Genomic DNA, 17,922 nt, shown 5'->3' on the forward strand with positions numbered 1-17,922 from the left:
AGTGGTAACGTTTTTTATATCAACACCATGAAACAGCTGTTAGGTAGTGTCATCGGCGTAGTGACTCTGGCGTTGGCTGGGCTGCTGGTGCTGCGCATCTGGAATATTTCGGTGGTTAGCTCGGCCACGGTGCTGCGAAGCGGGGCCACGCTGGCCGTGCTGGCGGCCACGCTCGTGGGGCTGCTGATGTTGCGCTTCACGTTCTTTAAAAACCCGGCGGCGGGCTACGACCCGCAGGTGGGCAACCGCGCCCACCCCCGGCAGCCGGCTAATTTTTCTCAAAAAAAAGACTAATCGCCGCCCGCCACGCTGGGCCAGAGTGTTCGATTAATATGTTGAATAAGAGTGCCTATTGTCGTAATTTGGGCAACTGAGTAAACGTAGGCGGCGTGTTTGCCAGCACAACGCAGGCCTGCATTGGTTTTACCGGGCTGGCTGGGGTGAGTTACCGGCCGCGCGCCGCGCTAACGGCATCCTAGCCCGCTTTTGCGGGGGATAACGAATGCCTGAATATGAAACTTCTGTACCTCCTCCTGGCCCTGGTTGTTTCGGCCTGCGGCACTTGCTACCAGTTGCCGCTCTCGGCGGCCGACCGCATCTGGACGGCCGCTTACCCCCATATTGGCCAAACGATTACCTTGCGCAGCAACCGGGACCACACCCTGCGCTACACGGTAGCCGAGCGCATTGATTCGTATAACAACCTGGATTGCAACTGGCTGGAAGTCGGCCGGCAGCAGCCCGCGCACTTCCACGTCACGCTCCGACCAGTACTGCACCCCGAAGGTGGCACCCACGACCTCACGCTGTACGTAGTAAAGTGGGACGAACGGCAGCCCGCTACGCTGGATTTCCGCGTGGCGGGCCTGGAAGCCCACTTCCACGAGCAGTACGACACCCACCACTTTGCCCTGCTGCCGCAGCCCTGCACCGTGGCCGGGCAAGCCTATCCGCACGCCTTTTATTTCGCGGCGGGTCAAAACGCCCTCGACTACGGGGCCGCCAAGTGGCGCAGCTTCTCCTGGGACCCGCAGGTGGGCCTGTTGCGCCTGGAAGCACCCGACGGCGAAGCCTTTGAACTGGTGCAGGAATAGCAGCATCGGACCCCGCGAACAGCAGGGCCCCCGCCTAGCGGCCAGCCGCTGGCTCCGGCGTAGCCTGTAGTTGCAGCTGGGCCACCAGCAGCGGGCGCGACTGCCGCACCTCCGCCCAAAACGGCACCGTAAATAGCAGTAGCCCAACTAGTAGCATCCCCACCGGAATTAGCGCCGGCCAGCCGAACTCGCCCAAGTTGGTGCGGAAATTCCCCTGCACCAGGTCCAGCCCCATTGCCGCCGCCACGCTGCCCACTACCCCCAGCCACAGCACCCCAAACACCAGCACAAAGGGGCTCAAGCGGTGGCGCAGGCGCAGGCGGCTGCCCCCAGCTAGGCCAACCGCCACCCAGCCCTCAATGCGCGGCAGAAAGGAATTCCGGTAATTTATAATCTGCTCAACGGCAAAACCAGTCGTTCCGACGCGGCCCGTAAAGTCGCGCCGTTGCTGCACGCTGTCGCGCACCCGACGTAGCAGTTCGGCGGGCGGCAGTGGCGACGTGAATTCTTCGGTAAGCGAAGAATAAAGGCGCATAGCAACTTACATAACGAAATCGGCATCGACCACGCAGACAATGTAGGGGCTAGGCTCGGGGTAATTGGCATGAGCATCCAAATGCCTGGCCTGTCCACACCCGGCCGGCCTTTGTCATAAAATGCTGTCCCCCATGCTGGTATCTGCCGAAATACTAATTTCAAGCAGAAATTACTCCCGAAATAAACCATATTGTACCCTCGCTAATGTTACCACAGAATACCCTTCAGATTTGTCCCCTAAATTTCTGGTAAAACCAAAAGGCCCTGTAAGTGAACTACTTACAGGGCCTTTTCAATAAACGATTCGCGGTCTGGACGGGACTCGAACCCGCGACCTCCGCCGTGACAGGGCGGCATTCTAACCAACTGAACTACCAAACCGTTTGCCTTGGCGGAAGGACATTTGACAGCCGTTTTCCGCTTTGGTGCTGCAAAGGTAGGGCAAGGAAATCGGCGTGCGCAAACAACCGGCCAATTTTTCTTGGAAATAGCCGGGACTGGTGAGCTTGCGCGTTGTTTTTCAAGACGAAAAATTTCGGGTAAGCCGGCTGTTGGGTTTGGGTTTACCTTTGCGGCCCGGCAGGAGGGGGTAGGGAAGACGCATCGCACCCTACCCCCCCGGTCCCTCCTAAACTTCCTGCTAAGCTGAGAAACAGGAATATTTTCCCTGACTTATGTTGCTTGATTTCGAACAACCAATTGCAGCTTTGGAAGGCAAGCTGCTGGAAATGCAGAAGCTTGCCGCCGAAAGCGAGGTAGACGTAACCGAGGCAGTGACGGCCCTGGAAGCTAAAATTAATTCGCTCAAGAAGGAAACCTACGCCAACCTTACGCGCTGGCAGCGCGTGCAGCTCTCGCGCCATCCCGAGCGGCCCTATACCCTCGACTATATTCAGGGCCTGGCCGAGAAATTTGTGGAGCTGCACGGCGACCGCACCGTGGCCGACGACAAGGCGATGGTCGGCGGCCTGGGCGAGATAGATGGCCACCCGGTCATGTTCATTGGTCAGCAAAAAGGCCACAACACCAAGCAGCGGCAGTTTCGCAACTTCGGCATGCCCAACCCTGAAGGATACCGCAAGGCCCTGCGCCTGATGAAGCTGGCCGAAAAATTTAACGTGCCCATTGTTACGCTCATCGATACGCCGGGCGCGTTTCCGGGCCTGGAGGCCGAAGAGCGTGGGCAGGGCGAGGCCATCGCCCGCAACCTCAAGGAGATGTTTATGCTCAAGGTGCCGGTGATTTGCGTCATCATCGGCGAAGGGGCGAGCGGTGGCGCGCTCGGCATCGCCATCGGCGACCGCGTGCTGATGCTGGAAAACACCTGGTACTCTGTGATTTCGCCTGAGTCGTGCAGCAGCATCCTCTGGCGCTCGTGGGACTATAAGGAGCAGGCCGCCGAGGCGCTGAAGCTCACCGCTACCGATATGCAAAAGGCTGGTCTCGTGGATGGTATTATCCAGGAACCCCTGGGCGGCGCGCATACTGACCCGCCAACGATGATTGAAACCCTGAAGAAAACCCTGCTCAAAACGCTGCAAGAGCTGGCCACCGTGCCGGCGGAAGAACGGATTGCGCAGCGCATTGACAAGTTTTCGGCGATGGGGGTTTTTAACAATTAGCCCCGTTTTAGCGCCACTTGTTCTTGCGAGCGCAGTGCGGCAAGCTTTCCTTCACGCTAGGACTACTAATTAATCAAGCGAATACCTAGGAAAGGTTGCCGCGCTGCGCTCGCAAGGACAAATAGGTTGGTGTAAACTGCATTAAATTTCACATGAAAATCCACGCCCTCGATACTGGTTTATTTAAGCTTGATGGTGGGGCCATGTTTGGCGTGGTGCCTAAAGCGTTGTGGCAAAAGCTGAACCCAGCCGATGCCAACAACATGTGCACCTGGGCCATGCGCTGCCTGCTCATCGAGGATGGCGGCCGGCTGCTGCTGGTTGACAATGGCATCGGTGAGAAGCAGGATGAGAAATTTAGGGGTCATTTTTATTTGCACGGCGACGATTCGCTGGAGAAATCCTTGCGTAAACTGGGCTTCACCAGTTCCGACGTGACGGATGTTTTCCTGACCCATTTGCACTTCGACCACTGCGGCGGCTCGGTGGTGCGCCGGCCCGATGGCGCACTGCAAACGGCCTTCGCCAACGCCACTTACTGGAGCAACGCCGCGCACTGGGACTGGGCTACCCACCCCAACGCCCGCGAAAAGGCCAGCTTCCTGCGCGAGAATATTTTGCCCATTCAGGAAAGCGGCCAGCTGCAATTTATTGACCCCGCCGCGGGCGTGCCCGACGCGCTGCCGCAGTTCAGCGAGCTGCTTTTTGCCGATGGCCACACCGAGAAAATGATGGTGCCGCTGATGCACTACAAAGGCCGCACGCTGGCCTACATGGCCGACCTGCTGCCGAGTACAGGCCACTTACCGCTACCCTACGTGATGAGCTACGACGTGCGCCCGCTCGTCACGCTCTCCGAAAAAGAAGCCGTGCTGCGCCGCGCCGCCGAGGAAAACTGGGTGCTACTGCTCGAACACGACCCCACTCACGAAGCCTGCACCGTGCAGCTCACCGACAAGGGCGTGCGCCTGGGCGAAACGCTGCGTATCAACGAGTTGTAAGTTTGAGTATTGTTTAGAGAGACTATGTAATGCAAATAGAACAGTCATACTGAGCTTGCTGAAGCATCTCTGCCGCTTCGTTGAGCGGCACGGATGAAGCGGCAGAGATGCTTCGACAAGCTCAGTATGACTGTTCTACTTTACTCCCGTATAAACCGGCCGAATAAACAGTACGTGAGTAGCAACAACGAACAGCAAGCAGCTAACAGCCAACCGCTAGTAGCTAAAAATCTCAGCCTAGCTCTATCCGGCGGCGGGGCGCGGGGCATCGCGCACCTGGGCGTGCTGGCGGCGCTCGATGAGCTGCAACTACCGGTTGGCGCGCTCGCGGGGGCCAGCTCGGGGGCCATTGCCGCCACGTTTTACGCGGCCGGCTTCGCCCCGCGCGAGATTCTGCGCCTGCTGCAGGCCACCAGTATTCCGCGCCTGACGCGGCCGGTGTTTGGGCGCAACGGGCTGCTGGGCCTGGAAGCCGTGGAGCAGCTATTGGCCCGGCACCTGGGGGCGGCCGTGCGCTTCGAGGACCTGGCCCTACCCCTCACGCTGGTGGCGACCGACCTGGAGGCTGGCGAGTCGGTTTATTTCAGCGCGGGGCCGCTGCTGCCGCCGCTACTGGCCTCATCGGCGGTGCCCATCATGTACCGGCCGGTCGAATACCAGGGCCGCCAGCTGGTAGATGGCGGCCTGCTCAACAACCTGCCCGTGGAGCCGCTGCTAGGCCACGGCTCCCCCGTCGTGGGCGTGCACTGCAACCCTATCAACCGCGAGGCGCGGCTGCTGACCCTGCGCCGGGTGGTGGAGCGTACGCTCCAAATCGCCCTCAGCGCCAATACCACCGCCCGCAAGGCGCAGTGCACCCTGCTGCTGGAGCCGCCGCGGCTCTGCGCGTATCGCCCGCTCGACTTCCGCAAGGCCGCCGAGCTGTTCGAGATTGGCTACCGCTACACCTTGAGCCAGGCCGCCGCTCTGCGCGGATTGCTACCGTAGAGATGCGACCCTTCGCGTCTCTCTGCCGTTGGAATGATTGTTCAACCAAGAGAGACCCGAAGGGTCGCATCTCTATGGTATCTGCCCTGTCGGTGGGGGTAGGAGCTTTGCTGCCTAGTTTTGGAGAATAATTGGCTTGCTGCGTACTCCTTAAGCGGCAAGCCAAAGTTTACCTTACCCCTTATGCCCGCCCGCAAGACCTCGACCTTTTGGTACTACATCGCTAAAGCTATTTTCGGCGTGGCCGGCTGGAAGCAAACCGGCCAGATTCCGCCCGACATCCAGAAGTGCATGATGATTGCGGCCCCCCACACCAGCAACTGGGATATCATCATGGCCCGCGCCGCCTTCTATATCATGGACGTGGACGTGCGCTTCACCGTGAAAAGCGAGTGGACCGAAAACCCCCTGCTGGGCTGGCTCGTGAAGGCCATTGGCGCGCTACCCGTCAACCGCAGCCGCAACAATAGCCTCGTGAACGGCATGGTGCAACTCTTCGGTCAGTACCAGGAACTGGTTATCCTCATCACGCCCGAGGGCACCCGCGCCTACCAGCCCAAGTGGCGCAAGGGCTTCTACTACGCCGCCCTCGAAGCCGGCGTGCCCATCGTGCTCGGCTTCCTCGACTATAAGAAGCGCGAAGCGGGGGTAGGGCCCGTCGTGTGGCCTACCGGCGATTACGAAAAAGACCTGGAAGTAATCAAAGCCTTCTACCGCACCAAAACCGGCCGCTTTCCGGAAAAAGGCGTGCGGTAGGAATAAGTGATTGAATGAATAAGAACGGTCATGCTTCGACAAGCTCAGCATGACCGTTCTTTTGGCCTTTTAGCAAGGTGTAATCAGTCCTGCGTGAGCGCATACGCCACCAGATTAGCGCCCATGCGCAGCGCCGCTTCGTGGATGGCGGGCGTGTCCTCGGGATAGGTGCCCACGTCTTCCCAGCCGTTGCCGAGGTCGCACTCGTAGGTGTAGAAGCACACCAGGCGGCCCTTGTAGAGCAGGCCGAAGCCTTGCGGGCGCTTGCCGTCGTGCTCGTGTATTTTGGGCAGGCCCTTGGGAAAGGGAAATTTCTCGTGGTAGATGGGGTGGGAGAAGGGCAATTCCACGAACTCCAACTCGGGAAACACCTTCTTCATCTCGGGGCGGATGAATTTATCGAGCCCGTAATTATCATCAATGTGCAGGAAGCCGCCGCCGATGAGGTAGCGGCGCAGGTTCTGGGCCTCGGCGGCGGTGAAGGTCACGTTACCGTGGCCCGTCATGTGCACGAAGGGGTAGGTCAGTAGCTCGGGCGCGTCCAGCTCCACGGTGGCCTCATCGGGCGCGATGGTGGTGTGCAGCGCCTGGTTGCAGAAGGCGATGAGGTTGGGCAGGCTGGTTTTGTTGGCGTACCAGTCGCCCCCGCCGCCGTAGTGCAGCTTGGCCAGCTGGAAGCTGGGGGCCGCGGGCGGCGCAAAGGCAGTGGACAGCAGCAGCGAGGCGGCGAGCAGCAGAGGTTTCAGCATGGGCGAGCGGCCGGGGGTAGGCCGGCGGTTTTGCAAAGGAACGGGTGGGGTGGAAAGTTCGGGGAGGGGGTAGGGGCGTGTCATAACTGAGCGTTACTTTCGTGACGCATACCACTGTGGGTGCTGACAACCTTTGTTAACTGTGATTTTATAATACTACCTAATTTAAAAACTAAAAAAAACTTATGATAATAGCAGTATTGCTCATTTTTATTTTTATAGTTTTTACTATTATTAGTAATAGTAACAGCAAAACAACTGCTAAAGAGACGGAACAACGTCAAGTACAACTGCGAAATGAACAAGCAGAACGGGAGCGACAAGCTTCATTATTACAGCAAAGACAGGCTGAGCAACAGAAACAAGCAGAAAAAGAGCGATTAAAGCAGCAAGAGGAACAGAAGAAACAGGAAGAAATTGCCGAACAAGAAGAACAACGCAAATCACAGGAACGGAAAGAACAGCAATACGAAGAGCAGATAAGGCAACAAGAAGTTGTCTTATTTTTGGAGCAACAAAAATCACGTGAACAAGCAAAAAAAGATGAAAAAATAGCTTCTTATAAGACTAATTGGAATCTGTTTCAAACTGTTTTACGACAACATGATATTATTCAATTTTATCATTTCACTGACCGAGAAAATATTACCTCAATTCAGCAGCAAGGCGGATTATACAGTTGGTTAACGGCAGAACGAAAAGGCATTCACATTCCTAAACCGGGCGGTGTTGGCTTTGGGCGGGATTTAGATAGGCGATACAAGTTAGAAAATTACGTGCGCCTTTGTTTCACCAAAAATCATCCTATGTTATTTATTGCTAAAGGAGATGGTAGAATTCAGAATCCTGTAATTCTTGAAATTAGTGTCGAAGTTGCCTTGTTAAAGGATACAAGATTCTCCAACATGAACGCAACAAAAAATGGACACCAACAAGGTTCGGAAATTGAGGATTTGAATAGGATAAGGTTTGACCTCGTGAGGCTTAGAAATCACTTCGACATTCCGCAGGATGAGAAGCATTTCTATCAGGCAGAAGTTTTGGTTTTGGAGAGAATACCTTTGGAATACATCACTAACATAAATAAATTCTAAGATGATATTTGTAGAAAGTAAAAAGAAGTCTTTGCAGACAATTCAAAAGAGTTACCCAAACGCGGTAATTATCGACGTTACTTCCAGAGGTGAGGAGCCTTGGATTAAGGTCAGCCCTTTTTATCCTCACGGTGATATTCCCATTCCATTCTCGGAAGGCCATTACGCCGTTTCAGTCGAAGGTATTTGGCAGGGACTCAAAGTGTTTGAAAAAGAAGGTGTTGACTCGTCAAAATTTCAAATTGGAAACATGAAAGGTATTAAGCGGACATTTCGTAAATTTGGAAAGCCGCTTGGACATAGAAAAGGGATTCATGGTAGTGAGTTGCTTGACTACATCACTGCTCGTTATAAAATATATCTAAAATCTTACGCCTGGATGCTTGATAATAAAGCACAAGAAACAATACAATTACTCAAAGCTGAGGCAGAAAAGAATGATTTAGTAATTCTTGACTTTGATACAAACGGGGACCTTGACGACCCGAAAAAGCCATTATCTCACGCGGCCTTAGTGAAACGTTATCTCGAAAAGAAATATCCAGAAATAGCGTCATTGACCTTTAGTAAACCTGTAATGGCAATGCCTCAAGAAAAGCAGAAGAAGAAGCCAAGAGTCAAGGAAATAATAACGAAGACAGTAAAAACGAAAAATACCAATCCCAAAGTGCTAAAAAATAAATCTTCTGATGATGCGCAGTTTGACCTATTCAATAAAAATTAGAAAATTAGAAAATTATACGAATTAAGTCCAAGAAAAGCCAGAATTTTTTAAGATTTGTATAGTATGAATCCAATCTACGATTAATTGAATGAAAAGCGATAACTTTGAACAGGTGATTGAACGAATCCGCCTAAAAGCGGAGTAACTTAATGTCTTAACTATGGAAGAAATAACGCAAGAGGTGGAGGCGGTGAGAGCCGGACGATATATTATAAATAAAGATTATAAGAATAGCCAGAAATATGATGAATTTCTGGCAGAACATAAATTTTCCTAATTTTTAGTTATGAAAACCAACCAACCGCAGACAGTGAAAAAATGGCCCAGCGTAATTATTGACCCGGCACTAGATGAATACCGCGACAAGAATATGTTTCCTGAGAAGTTAGCGAAAGCCAATAAAATGCTCAAAACTGCCAAGCTTCTGCCAAACAAAAACCTTTTTTAGCACTCAACCCTGCCCTTTACACCTACTTTATTATCAGCCGTGGCCTACTTTGGTCACGGTTTTTTTCATCCCTACCCCCATGCTTACCGGCAACGACCTGATTGCCCTCGGCCTGCGCCCCGGCAAACACTTCCCGGAAATCCTGGCCCACGCGAATGCCCACGGCCTGGCGGGCGAAGCGCTGGAAACCTACGTGGCCCCGTTTCGGATGCCCGCGCTGCTGCCGCTGCGCTCCGAGCCGCTGGCGTTTCACGAGAATATCCGCGCCAGCTCGGCCGTGGAGCAGCAGAACGTGGAGCAGGTGTGCCGCTCGATGCAGCAGCTCATGCGCGTGCCCACGGTGGTGGCCGGCGCGGTGATGCCCGACGCCTGCCCGGCCGGGCCGGTGGGTACCATTCCGGTGGGCGGCGTGGTGGCGACGCGCAATGCCATTCACCCCGGCATGCACTCGGCCGACATCTGCTGCTCGGTGATGCTCAGCAACCTGGGCCGGCAGGACCCGTGCGCCGTGCTCGACGCGGCGCAGGCCCTCACGCACTTCGGGCCGGGTGGCCGGCCGCCCGAGCGGCAGTTTGCCCTACCCCCTGATTTGCGCGCTGAGATGGCCGCCAATCCCTTTCTGAACTCGGTGCGCGGCCTGCAAATGGCGCAGGAGCACCTGGGCACCCAGGGCGATGGCAACCACTTTCTGTACGTGGGCACCCAGGCCAGCACCGGCGACACGGTGCTGGTGACGCACCACGGCTCGCGGGGGGTAGGGGCGCTGCTCTACAAAGCGGGGATGCACGTGGCCGAGCGGTTCCGCCAGCAGCTTTCGCCCGAAACCGCGCCCGCCAACGCCTGGATACCAGCTGATTCGCCCGAGGGTTCGCAGTACTGGGCCGCCCTGCAAACCGTGCGCCGCTGGACCAAGCTCAACCACGAAGTGCTACACGATGCCCTGGCCGCGCAGCTGGGCGTGGTGGCCTCCGCCCGGTTCTGGAACGAGCACAACTTCGTGTTTCGCGATGGCGACGTGTACTACCACGCCAAGGGCGCCACCCCGCTGGCCGCCCACTTCCTGCCCGATGCCCAGGATGCCCGCCGCATCATTCCCCTGAATATGGCCCAGCCCATCCTCATTGTGGAGGGCGACGTGACGGCCCGCAACCTGGGTTTCGCGCCCCACGGGGCCGGCCGCAACTTGAGCCGCACCCAGCACAAGCGCCAGCAAGCCGGCCAAACCGACGAGGAAATCTATCGCCAGGAAACCCAGGGCATCGACGCCCGCTTCTTCTTCAACCGCATCGACGTATCGGAGCTGCCTAGCGCCTACAAAGACGCCGAAGAGGTAAAGCGCCAGATTACCGAGTTCGGCCTGGCTCGCGTAGTAGACGAAATCCGCCCCTACGGCTGCCTCATGGCCGGCGACTGGGAGCACGACGCGCCCTGGAAAGCCAAGCGCCGCGCCAAACTAGCCGCCAAGGAGCCGGGCGGCGAGGAGCAGTTTGTGACGACGTGAAGTGGAGTAATCGCTGAGCAATAAGTTTCAAGTCAGCCGGTCAATGCTGAGCTTGTCGAAGCATCTCGCTCGCTTCGGCCGGACGAAACCCGAACGAAGCGAGCGAGATGCTTCGACAAGCTCAGCATGACGTTCTTCAAAAATAAACGCTTTACCAACAAACAGTAGTAGCTCTAGTGAAATATCATCCGCCAATTTATTTTCAGGAAGATAATTACCTGGACGAGCTTATTCAGCAGAAGTTCACTACTTCGCTGATGAGTGACAGCAAATGGGTTAGACTAATTGCTGCGTTAGTTACCAATCATGCTGAAATAAAGCAGTGTCTGGTCAAGCCAATATGGGATGAGGAAGAGCCAACTAGGGAATTGCTATTTGACGAGAATACCTATTATGACTTCGACTATTACGCTACCGCAATGGAATCAATGGTTTCGGGAAAGCCCAGAGGATGGTATGCTTATAAAGAAATTGAGTGGCTTGACTTTCCGCATTTGATAACAAGCTGTAAAACAAAGGCTACTCTAATGCAGGATTTGGAAGTTATCCAAAAAGTACTTGACGATACCGGGCAGTTTGCGTTGGAGCGGACATCGGACAACCTGCGGCTTTACGCTTACTTCAAATAGCCATTTCCGCCACCACCTGCGCCGTAAACACCGCCGCCAGCGCCGCCGTTTCGGTGCGCAGCCGCGAGGCGCCGAGCGTGACGGGCCGCACGCCGCGGCCCAGGGCCAGGGCAATTTCGGCGGGGGAGAAGTCGCCTTCGGGGCCGATGAGCACGCAGCAGCGCGGCGCGGCCCCGATAACCTGGGTCAGGGCGGTGCGCTCGCCGGCTTCGAGGTGGGCGATGAAGGTGGTGGCGGGCGTTATTTCCTCCAGAAACTTGGGGAAATCAATCAACTCATCGAGCTGCGGCAAATATGCTTGGCCTGACTGCTTGAGGGCGCTGACCGCGATTTTCTCCAGGCGCTCCAGCTTCAGCTCACGACGCTCGGAGTGGGCGCAGCGTAGGAAGCTGAGGCGCTCGATGCCGACTTCCACGGCTTTTTCGACCAGCCACTCCATGCGGTCGAGGTTCTTGGTGGGAGCCACGGCTACGTGCAGATAAGTGGGGCGCGGGGCAATAACCTCTTGGCTGCTAATGGCTAGCGCGCAGCGTTTGGGGTTGGCCTCGGTGATGGTGGCGTGGAAAAAGCTGCCGCGCCCATCCACCAGCACTACCGGGCTGCCCGCGCCCAGGCGCAGTACCCGCACGGCGTGCTTGCTCTCCTCTTCGGAGAGCGTGTAAATGGGCTGGCCGGCGCGTAGGTCGGGGGCAAAACAGGTGAGCATGAAAAAAGAAGAAGCGGGCGAAGATAAGTCGCGGTAAAGAGGGGTAAGCGGAACTATTGACTGACGCGCCGTAGTTTGCGCCATATCTGGTAAGATTCTAAGACCAGACTGTACATTACCTATACCGCTTATGTTCGTTGGTTCACGCCTTTTGTTGCCGGTTGCGCTGCTCTTAACCTCGACGGGTTATGCCCAAACGGTTTCGCCCCAGACCGTGACCGGGCAAACCCGCGAGATGGGCCAGCGACTTCGCCTTAACGAAGGCCAGTATGTGAAGCTGCTGACCCTAAATCGGATACGCCTTACCCGCCAGCGCGAGATTGAGCAGGCTACCCTTGCCGATGCCGCGGCCCGCGCCAGTCAGCTAGCCGAGTTGCAAGACCAGTACGAGCTGGAGTGCGGCCGTATTATGTCGGCCACTCAATTGAGCCAGCTGCAACAGGGCGAAAACCAAAGCTTGACGCCCGTGGGCAACGGGTAACAAGCGCGGTGTGCAGTTGGGTGGAAAGTTGGCGCTACTATTCTTCCGAATAGCAACCTTAGTTGCCCAGCGGGTCGGCCTGCACTTCCGTGACGGTGCCGAGCGGGCCGAAGTGGATGCTCAGGCGGGGGGTAGGGGAGTGCGGGTGGCGGGGGCCGCACTGCGCCCCCGGCACCAGGTAGTAGTGGTATACTTTTTCGGTCTGGGCCATCAGCTCTTCCTCGTCGGGGCGGCCCAGCAGGGCCGTTACGTCATTAGCGCGGGCCTCGTAGAGCCGGGGCCGGGCCGCCAGCAGCGGCGGTAGCAGCGCCGCGCGCTGCCCGGCGCAGGCGTAGCGGTCGGCGCGCCAGGCTGCCGCCTGAAAGCCTGCAATATTAGGGAGAGCATGGCCGCAGCCCGCCAGAGTCAGGCCGGCCAGCAGCGGCAGCAGGCGCGCGACCGGCCGCCAGAAAGAAGTGCAAGAAGTCATAGAAAAAGGATGCCGGGCCCGGTAAGATGGGAGCGCGGAGCCAACCGCCGGAGCGAAGCTAGCGCCCGGCCGCGGTTCGCGGCGCTGGTGGGGGTAGGGCCAGCCGCCTTATAACCTAGCAGTCGGGGTATCGTTATAAGCCGTTGGGCCGGGCGGCTTCATTTTAGTTGCACCGGTCACTTTTACTTTCTCTCGCTCTTCATTTCTACACCTTATGCGCCTAAATCTTCGCGTTATTATTGGCTTGGTTATCACGGTGGTGACGCTGCTGGGCTACTTCCTAAATACCTCTACCAACCCCGTAACGGGTGAGAAGCAGCACGTCGACATGACGGCCAGTCAGGAAATTGCCCTGGGCGTGCAGGCCGCGCCCGAAATGGAGCAGCAGTACGGCGGCGAAAGCCAGGATGCCCGCGCCGTGGCCGCCGTGCAGCAGGTGGGCCAGCAACTGGTACAGGCCAATGGCCTAAATCAGAAAACGGAGTATCAGTATCGCTTTCACCTGCTGGCTGATGACCAGACTATCAATGCCTTTGCCCTGCCCGGCGGGCAGGTATTTATTACGCAGGGCCTGCTCAAAAACCTGAAAACGGAGGGCGAGCTGGCCGGCGTGCTGGCCCACGAAATTGGCCACGTCGTGGCCCGGCACTCGGCCCAGCAGGTAGCCAAGAGCCAGCTGACGCAGGGCCTAACCGGGGCCGCCGCCATCGCCACCTACGACCCCAATAGCCCCGGTAGCAGCGTGGCCCGCGCCGCCGCCGCCGCCATGATTGCCAAACTCGTGACCCTGCGCTTTAGCCGTAACGACGAAATGGAGGCCGACAACTTTGCCGTGAAATTTACACCTGCCGCCGGCTACGACCCGCACGCCATGATAAATGTGATGCAGATGCTGAAGCAGCAGGGGGGTAGCGGCGGCCAGCCCGAGTTTCTGAGCACTCACCCCGACCCTGGCAACCGCATTGGCGAGCTACAAACCGATATCAAGCAAGATTATCCGCAGGGCCTACCCGCCGGCCTAAAGATGTAGGGTGGAGTTGGGGCGCGGCGAATATATTTGTGGATGTTTCCCCAACTACCCGCTACTGCTACCGGCTGGCCCCGATTGGCCCCACGCGCGCGCTTTTTGCTCGTTGCGGCGGGCCTCTACCTCGCGTGGCTGGTGGGCTATGAAGGTTTTATTGGTCCCGAGGGCCATTTTGATGCCCTGCTATCGGTAAATATCGCGGCGGCCAGCGCTAGGCTGTTGCGGCTGCTGGGCTTCGCGGCCGGCCACGCGGCCGGCACCACGCTCCTCACGATGGACGGGCTACCCGCTGTGTACGTCGGGGCTCCTTGCGACGGACTGGTGCTATACGCGCTATTCGCGGGCTTTATTATTGCCTTTCCAGGGCCGACGCGGCCCAAGCTGTGGTTTGTGCCGATGGGCATCGCGGCGCTCTACCTGCTCAATATCGGGCGGGTAGCGGCGCTGGCGCTCAACCATCACTACGCCCACCGCTCGGTCGATTTCAACCACCACTACACGTTTTCGTTCGTGGTTTACGCCTTCATCTGCCTGCTCTGGATGCTGTGGGTGCGCCAGTACGGCTCGCCGGCCGCCGAGGCGTGAGGCCCCTACCCCCCGCTCCGGCCGTAGCGCCTCTTACGCCGGCCCGCTGGGCGCTGGTGGGTTTGCTAGTGGGCGGGCTTTTTGTGGCCGGAACCGAAACCGAGGCCGTCTTCGGCTGGCTCACGCGGGCCTGGCAGGCGGTGTTCAGCGCGCTGGGGCTGGGCGGGGCGCTGACCCACTGGCAGCAGGCCACCAGCCACCTGGTCACGACCCGCAGCCTGCCGGCCGTAGTCAGCTATAGCCTGCTCTACGTGGTGGCTTGCGTGCTGCTGCTGCACCTGCTGCTGCGCAATGCCCGGCGCACGCGCTGGGTGGTGCAGGTGTACCTGGGGTTGCTGGGGCTCTACGCGCTGCTGCTGCTGCTGGGTAGGGTAGGGGGCACTATTCCTTGGGCGCTCAAGCTAAGCCGGCGCATTATTGATTTTCTGGTGTCGCCCCTACCCGTGATGCTGCTGCTGCCGCTACTGTGGCCAGGCCTGCGGCGGCCGGGGCGTTGAGAGGGGGGTAGGGTGGGCAAAAAAACGCCCCGCTGCGCTGGCAGCGGGGCGTTTTGAGCGTTGTATTACGGATGAGATACTACTGCACTACCAGCCGCTTAGCCACTTGGCCGGCAGCCGTAGTAGCGCGCACGGTGTAAATGCCCGTCGCCAGGCCCGTCAGGGGCAGCTCGATGTTATCGGGGCCGCCGGCCGCCAGCGTGCGGGTCAGCACGACCTGGCCCAGGGTATTGAGCAGCTGCACCGTGCTGGGAGCAGTGCCGCGCAGCGCCTGCGGCAGCACCAGCGTAGCCGTGCCCTGCGCGGGGCTCGGAAACACCGAGGCCAGGGCCGCCAGCGTGGCCGGGGCCGTAGCCAGCGGCGAGGCGCTCGTGAAGAGCACCGCAAAGCGCCCGGTGGCTGCCCCGCTCGCCAGGTTCAGGCTAACGCTGGGGGTAGTAGCCAGGTCAGTGTAGGTGTTCTGGGTGGCATCGCGTAGGTAGGCGTGGTAGCCAGCGGGCAGGTTGGCCAGGGTGGCTACGCGCAATGCGTAGGAGCCGGCAGTAGCCACAGCCAGGCGCAGCGGCACCGTCACGGCCGCGCCGCTCAGGGCCGGCTGGCCGTTGATGGCCAGCACGTCGGCTCCCGCTTCCGAGGCCAGCACGAGGCCATTGGGGAAGGGTAGGGCCGGGGCGTCGAAGGCATTATCGAGGCCCGCCGTGGCACCGCTCTCGAAGTAGATATCCGTTTGCGAAGCCAGCGGGCCGTTGCTCAGCTCCAGCAGCAGCTGGGGCCGGGTATCGGCGGCAGTGCGCTGGAAGGGGGCCGTAGCATCGGTCGTGATGCGCTGGCTGTTAGCAAAGTTGATATTGCCCGTGGCCCCCGCCGCGGCAGTGCGCACCAAGAAGCCCTGCGCCACCGGCACCACGTTGGTGCCGCCATTGGTGCCCTGGCCATTCACGTAGCTGGCGTAGCTGCCCGTGTACTGGCCACTGCTCTTGTACACGTAGAGCGACGGCGCGATATTGGCGAGGCCGGTGGCCGTTACCTGGTCCCAGTCGAGCGAGCTGGGGTAGGGGTTGCCCAGCAGCTGCCAGCCGGCGTTGGCTTTGGTGCTGCGGCCCTGGCCGACCGTGCTGATGGCCCCATTGGCCAGCGTACCCACGAAATCAACCAGCTCGCTAGCTCCCAGGTTGGCCGTGAAGCCCGTGCCCGAGGGCCACGCATCGCTGCCGCCGGCCGGCGAGTAGAATCCTTTGTCAAAATCAAGGGTAATGGTCGTGGCCGGCGAGCCCTCGTACTGCGCCTGGCTGTAGCCAAATACCGTGGGGAAGGGCGTGGTGGTGCCGGGGGTAGGGCTGGTATTATAGGCCGCGTTAAATATGGGCGTGAACGAGCTGGTGGCCAGGTCGCCGACCGTCGTATTCGTCACCGGGGCCGAGTAGTGGCGGTAGCCCAGGCCCGAGTTGGTAGGCGTGATGTAGCGCCGCACGGTAGCCGTGCCGTTCACTACCCCGCCGCTGTTCACCACGTAAGCCACGCCGGTGGTAGAGTTGGAGGACAGAATAAAGTCCAGCCCGGTGCCGATGGTCAGGTCGCTGCTCACCGTCAGGGCCCGCTCCACCGATACTGCCGAGCTGGTCGTTACGCCGCCCGTGTTGTTGATGGTCAGGTTGCGGAAGTTGGTTTGGTTGGGGCCCGAAATCTCCTGCGTAGCCGTGCCCACGAAGGCCACCGTGCCGTTGCCATCACCCGTCACGGTGCCGTCGTTGTTCACGAAGTTGCCGCCCAGGCTCAGCATGCCGCCGTTCTGGGTATTGAGTACCGCTCCGGCCCCCAGCGTCACCGAAAATGCCTGCTCGGCATCGCCCACCGTGGGCTGGTAGAGAATGGTGGCGCTCGGGCCGGGAATAAACACGTCGTCGGTGGCGGCCGGCACGCCCGTCGGGGTCCAGTTAGCTGCGTTGCTCCAGGCGGTGTTCACGCTGCCGTTCCAGACTTTGGGGGCATTAACGCCCACCGCAATATCCGAAAAAAACAGGGGCGACTTCCCAAACAGGTTCATGCCGCTGGCCTGGCCGGTCGTCAGGTTCAGGCTGTAAAAGTTAGATGCAAAACCCTGGCTGACATCCGTATTCTTGGGGTCCGAGAAGCGCGCCACCAAGAGGTAGGCCAGGTTCTGCCGGCCCGTGTGGTCGTAGTAGATATCCAGCCCCGCGTTAACAGTCGGCGAAGTCAGGGGAAAGTATTGCGGGTCGGTATTAGTTTGAAACGTGACCGGGGCCTGCGGGTTAAGAGTACCCGCGTTGGGTGGGTTTTGGGTCGAGAGCAGCGCGTTATTAGCCGTCAGGTCCAAGTCGTAGAGGGTGGTGCCCGACACGCCGGGGGCGGCGTTGGTGTAGGCCGCCGTGCCGATGTAAGGGTCGTGGCCCACGTTGTTGCCAGCTACGTAGGTAAGCTGCCCGTCCTCAGCAGTAAGCGCGCCGGTGTTGGGGTTGAGGCGGTAATCGGTGCGGTTGGGAGCCACTACCCGGATGCGGTCCACGCGCGGGTTAAAGTCGAAGCCCACGTTGGGCACGTAGCCGCGGGTATTGGCGCGGTTATCGTCGGCCAGGTTCAGGGTAAGGGCCGGGCCCACGGCCGTCAGCACCGCCGTGCCATAATCGAGCGTGTACAGCTGCGCGTTGGCCGTAGTGGCGCTGCTGTTGTAGCCCAGCGCATAGAGCTGCCCCGTGTTGGGGCGCACGTCGATGCCTACCAGCTGCTGGCCGGCCATGATGCCGGTAATCACTTTCGTGTTATTAGCCAAGTCCGCAACGGTAAAGCTGCTTGGGTTGAACTGGGTAAGGGTTTGCGCGCCGGCCGGAACCCCCAGGTAGGCCACCGAGGAGGAGTTATTACCCAGCGCGTAAACGCTGGTCGGAGCCTGGGCAAACGCGGCCGGTGCGGCCAGCACTCCGAGCGCCACGGCCACCGGGCGTAGGCTTTTCAGAAGAGACTGGGTGGGGAAGAAGTTTTGCATAAATTACTGATTTT

General features: G+C 58.7%; 20 protein-coding genes and 1 tRNA gene. 15 read left to right on the forward strand and 6 right to left on the reverse strand.

Features of this window, described 5'->3' with window-relative positions; all coding sequences use genetic code 11:
* The first annotated feature begins 27 nt into the window (after positions 1–27).
* Positions 28–294, forward strand: coding sequence for a hypothetical protein (locus tag LC531_RS06085; RefSeq protein ID WP_223649423.1), 267 nt, complete (start codon positions 28–30; stop codon positions 292–294).
* Positions 295–512: 218 nt separating this feature from the next.
* Positions 513–1,094 carry a hypothetical protein gene (locus LC531_RS06090; RefSeq protein ID WP_223649424.1) on the forward strand — a complete coding sequence of 194 codons (582 nt, stop codon included), beginning with the start codon at positions 513–515 and terminating at the stop codon, positions 1,092–1,094.
* A 34-nt stretch (positions 1,095–1,128) separates the two neighbouring features.
* Here LC531_RS06090 and LC531_RS06095 read toward each other — a convergent pair whose 3' ends face one another.
* Positions 1,129–1,629, reverse strand: a complete 501-nt coding sequence (locus tag LC531_RS06095; RefSeq protein WP_223649425.1) for a hypothetical protein — start codon at positions 1,627–1,629, stop codon at positions 1,129–1,131.
* Between the two features lie 309 nt (positions 1,630–1,938).
* Positions 1,939–2,012, reverse strand: a tRNA-Asp gene (locus tag LC531_RS06100).
* A 293-nt stretch (positions 2,013–2,305) separates the two neighbouring features.
* Between LC531_RS06100 and LC531_RS06105 the strand changes: the two genes are divergently transcribed.
* The 4 genes from LC531_RS06105 to LC531_RS06120 all read left to right on the forward strand — a co-directional run bounded on the left by LC531_RS06105 (position 2,306) and on the right by LC531_RS06120 (position 5,997).
* Positions 2,306–3,253 (forward strand): acetyl-CoA carboxylase carboxyltransferase subunit alpha, encoded by a 948-nt coding sequence (locus tag LC531_RS06105; RefSeq protein ID WP_223649426.1) that lies wholly within the window; start codon positions 2,306–2,308, stop codon positions 3,251–3,253.
* Positions 3,254–3,405: 152 nt separating this feature from the next.
* On the forward strand, positions 3,406–4,254 hold the full coding sequence (locus LC531_RS06110) for an MBL fold metallo-hydrolase (RefSeq protein WP_223649427.1): 849 nt from the start codon (positions 3,406–3,408) through the stop codon (positions 4,252–4,254).
* Positions 4,255–4,380: 126 nt separating this feature from the next.
* Positions 4,381–5,241, forward strand: a complete 861-nt coding sequence (locus tag LC531_RS06115) for a patatin-like phospholipase family protein (protein WP_223649428.1) — start codon at positions 4,381–4,383, stop codon at positions 5,239–5,241.
* A 183-nt stretch (positions 5,242–5,424) separates the two neighbouring features.
* Positions 5,425–5,997 (forward strand): 1-acyl-sn-glycerol-3-phosphate acyltransferase, encoded by a 573-nt coding sequence (locus tag LC531_RS06120; RefSeq protein ID WP_223649429.1) that lies wholly within the window; start codon positions 5,425–5,427, stop codon positions 5,995–5,997.
* Positions 5,998–6,080: 83 nt separating this feature from the next.
* Here LC531_RS06120 and LC531_RS06125 read toward each other — a convergent pair whose 3' ends face one another.
* A complete protein-coding gene (locus tag LC531_RS06125; protein ID WP_223653867.1) occupies positions 6,081–6,746 on the reverse strand; it encodes a DUF4159 domain-containing protein in 666 nt (221 codons plus the stop codon).
* Between the two features lie 185 nt (positions 6,747–6,931).
* Here LC531_RS06125 and LC531_RS06130 point away from each other — a divergent pair, with 185 nt between their 5' ends.
* The 5 genes from LC531_RS06130 to LC531_RS06150 all read left to right on the forward strand — a co-directional run bounded on the left by LC531_RS06130 (position 6,932) and on the right by LC531_RS06150 (position 11,142).
* Positions 6,932–7,840 carry a DUF4433 domain-containing protein gene (locus tag LC531_RS06130; RefSeq protein ID WP_223649430.1) on the forward strand — a complete coding sequence of 303 codons (909 nt, stop codon included), beginning with the start codon at positions 6,932–6,934 and terminating at the stop codon, positions 7,838–7,840.
* Between the two features lies 1 nt (position 7,841).
* Positions 7,842–8,564 carry a DUF6939 family protein gene (locus LC531_RS06135; RefSeq protein ID WP_223649431.1) on the forward strand — a complete coding sequence of 241 codons (723 nt, stop codon included), beginning with the start codon at positions 7,842–7,844 and terminating at the stop codon, positions 8,562–8,564.
* 286 nt (positions 8,565–8,850) lie between these two features.
* Positions 8,851–9,012, forward strand: coding sequence for a hypothetical protein (locus LC531_RS06140; protein WP_223649432.1), 162 nt, complete (start codon positions 8,851–8,853; stop codon positions 9,010–9,012).
* Positions 9,013–9,091: 79 nt separating this feature from the next.
* Positions 9,092–10,513, forward strand: a complete 1,422-nt coding sequence (locus tag LC531_RS06145) for an RtcB family protein (RefSeq protein WP_223649433.1) — start codon at positions 9,092–9,094, stop codon at positions 10,511–10,513.
* Positions 10,514–10,689: 176 nt separating this feature from the next.
* The gene (locus LC531_RS06150; RefSeq protein WP_223649434.1) at positions 10,690–11,142 is read left to right on the forward strand and encodes a hypothetical protein; all 453 of its coding nucleotides are present in this window, start codon (positions 10,690–10,692) and stop codon (positions 11,140–11,142) included.
* Here LC531_RS06150 and LC531_RS06155 read toward each other — a convergent pair.
* Positions 11,135–11,848, reverse strand: a complete 714-nt coding sequence (locus tag LC531_RS06155) for a 16S rRNA (uracil(1498)-N(3))-methyltransferase (protein WP_223649435.1) — start codon at positions 11,846–11,848, stop codon at positions 11,135–11,137. The two genes, LC531_RS06150 and LC531_RS06155, sit on opposite strands and share 8 nt — an antisense overlap.
* A gap of 130 nt (positions 11,849–11,978) precedes the next feature.
* Between LC531_RS06155 and LC531_RS06160 the strand changes: the two genes are divergently transcribed.
* Positions 11,979–12,329, forward strand: coding sequence for a hypothetical protein (locus tag LC531_RS06160; RefSeq protein ID WP_223649436.1), 351 nt, complete (start codon positions 11,979–11,981; stop codon positions 12,327–12,329).
* Positions 12,330–12,387: 58 nt separating this feature from the next.
* Here LC531_RS06160 and LC531_RS06165 read toward each other — a convergent pair whose 3' ends face one another.
* Positions 12,388–12,798: a hypothetical protein gene (locus LC531_RS06165; RefSeq protein WP_223649437.1), complete on the reverse strand. Its 411-nt coding sequence runs from the start codon at positions 12,796–12,798 to the stop codon at positions 12,388–12,390.
* 214 nt (positions 12,799–13,012) lie between these two features.
* Here LC531_RS06165 and LC531_RS06170 point away from each other — a divergent pair, with 214 nt between their 5' ends.
* Genes LC531_RS06170 through LC531_RS06180 form a run of 3 tightly spaced genes read left to right on the forward strand, consistent with a single transcriptional unit; the run spans position 13,013 to position 14,907 of the window.
* A complete protein-coding gene (locus tag LC531_RS06170) occupies positions 13,013–13,828 on the forward strand; it encodes a M48 family metalloprotease (protein WP_223649438.1) in 816 nt (271 codons plus the stop codon).
* A 33-nt stretch (positions 13,829–13,861) separates the two neighbouring features.
* Positions 13,862–14,410: an exosortase X gene (gene xrtX, locus LC531_RS06175; protein WP_223649439.1), complete on the forward strand. Its 549-nt coding sequence runs from the start codon at positions 13,862–13,864 to the stop codon at positions 14,408–14,410.
* Positions 14,407–14,907 (forward strand): XrtX-associated membrane protein, encoded by a 501-nt coding sequence (locus LC531_RS06180; protein ID WP_223649440.1) that lies wholly within the window; start codon positions 14,407–14,409, stop codon positions 14,905–14,907. Before xrtX ends, LC531_RS06180 begins: the two co-directional genes overlap by 4 nt.
* Positions 14,908–14,986: 79 nt before the next feature.
* Here the strand turns inward: LC531_RS06180 and LC531_RS06185 are convergent, their stop codons facing one another.
* A complete protein-coding gene (locus LC531_RS06185) occupies positions 14,987–17,908 on the reverse strand; it encodes a DUF4394 domain-containing protein (RefSeq protein WP_223649441.1) in 2,922 nt (973 codons plus the stop codon).
* Between the last annotated feature and the right edge of the window lie 14 nt (positions 17,909–17,922).

Origin of the sequence: Hymenobacter psoromatis, from assembly GCF_020012125.1 — a bacterium.
GTDB classification, from domain to species: domain Bacteria; phylum Bacteroidota; class Bacteroidia; order Cytophagales; family Hymenobacteraceae; genus Hymenobacter; species Hymenobacter psoromatis.